3 protein-coding genes are annotated in these 1,303 nt (G+C 61.5%); all 3 read right to left on the reverse strand.

The window, feature by feature from the left end; genetic code table 11:
• Positions 1–116: 116 nt before the first annotated feature.
• Positions 117–611: a hypothetical protein gene (locus ED655_RS09230; protein ID WP_122049936.1), complete on the reverse strand. Its 495-nt coding sequence runs from the start codon at positions 609–611 to the stop codon at positions 117–119.
• Positions 608–919, reverse strand: coding sequence for a hypothetical protein (locus ED655_RS09235; RefSeq protein ID WP_162993467.1), 312 nt, complete (start codon positions 917–919; stop codon positions 608–610). The genes ED655_RS09230 and ED655_RS09235 overlap by 4 nt, the downstream gene beginning before the upstream one ends.
• 77 nt (positions 920–996) lie before the next feature.
• A partial coding sequence (locus ED655_RS09240; protein WP_122049938.1) for a hypothetical protein occupies positions 997–1,303 on the reverse strand: 307 nt, incomplete at its 5' end.

Here is a 1,303-nt window from a genome sequence, read left to right on the forward strand (position 1 = left end):
CACGATATCGGCGGGATTGCCGGTCTCCTGGTATGATTTCCAGGCCGGTGTGGAGTTGGACGGCGCAGCGCTCGCCGGAACAGCGAGGCAGGCCAATGCTGTCAGAATGATACGCTTCATGAGCGGATCGCCTCGCGGAAGTGGGCGACGTTTGCGACCGGATCAGCCGCGCCGAGCGCCGAGTTGTAGAACTGCTTGTGGTATTGGCTCAGGCCGTTGGCATSGTCGAAGCGGGGCAGGGCAGCCGGTGCGCGGAAATACTTCACGCGGCACATGGCGCAGGCATAGGCCAGATGGACAATCATCAGATCGGCCTCGGCAGGAAGATTGCCGATCATGGCCCTGATCGCCGTGGCCGCCTTGGACTGCGACGGATAGCGCAGCCAGTTCGACCAGCAATCGTCATGGGTGAAGGGCTCCATCTGCCAGAGCCCGCGCGCAGGGCCAAATCCGGCATTCGTCACCTGTCGCAGATAGGCTGCATTGCTTTCGGCAAGGGCTGTGCCAACCACGAGGTTGATGGCCGCCATGCTGGCGAAGCCCGATCCCATCTGCTTAAGCGTTGGGATGACGACGAACTGCTTGAGTTGTGAGGTGTCGATGCCGGTCATTGCACCCACCCCGCAAAATGAGCACTCGCGTAGCCGAAGGCGATACCCGTGACAACAAGTGCCCATTTCGCCCACCCTCTAAGATCGCCGAGCCTTTCGACCTTGGCTGCTACTGCGCCAATCGCCTGTAGCGTTGCCTTTTCCCGCGCCTCTGCACTTGCCTTGTTCTCCCCATGCATCTGCATCAGCTTGTCGGAGAGCGAGCGATATTCGGCACGGATTTCGGCTACGGATCTCTCAAGGATCGTCAGCCGCCTGTCATGGTCGGCAATTTGCTCGAACGGCATGGCATCACTCTGGGCGCTCATGTCGCCTCCAATAAAAAAGCCGCCCGGTGAGGGTCGGCTTGAGGGGGATAGTTCGGGTGGGGGCGCGATAAGCCCCGTCATGCGGGGCGAGGCGGAGGCACATCGGCAACCAGGGCAGGCGTCGCGTCGATGCTGACTGAGACGGCCACCTGATAAGTCGCGCCCGAACTGCCGAGGACGCAGACATTCACGGAAGCCGCGCCAGCCTGGATCCATGAGAACCAGGCGGTGCAGATGGTGCCGTATAGATACGTCCATGCCTGGGCACCGAACCCACCGGCGTCGAACGCGAAGCTCTGAACAGTCTCGCCGGGCGCGAGAAGCCCCGAGAAATCGACGCTGTAATCAGCGCCGCCGTTGATGTTGCTATCAGGCCATGCAAGC

Origin of the sequence: Asaia bogorensis (genome assembly GCF_900465345.1) — a bacterium.
Classification (GTDB): domain Bacteria; phylum Pseudomonadota; class Alphaproteobacteria; order Acetobacterales; family Acetobacteraceae; genus Asaia; species Asaia bogorensis_A.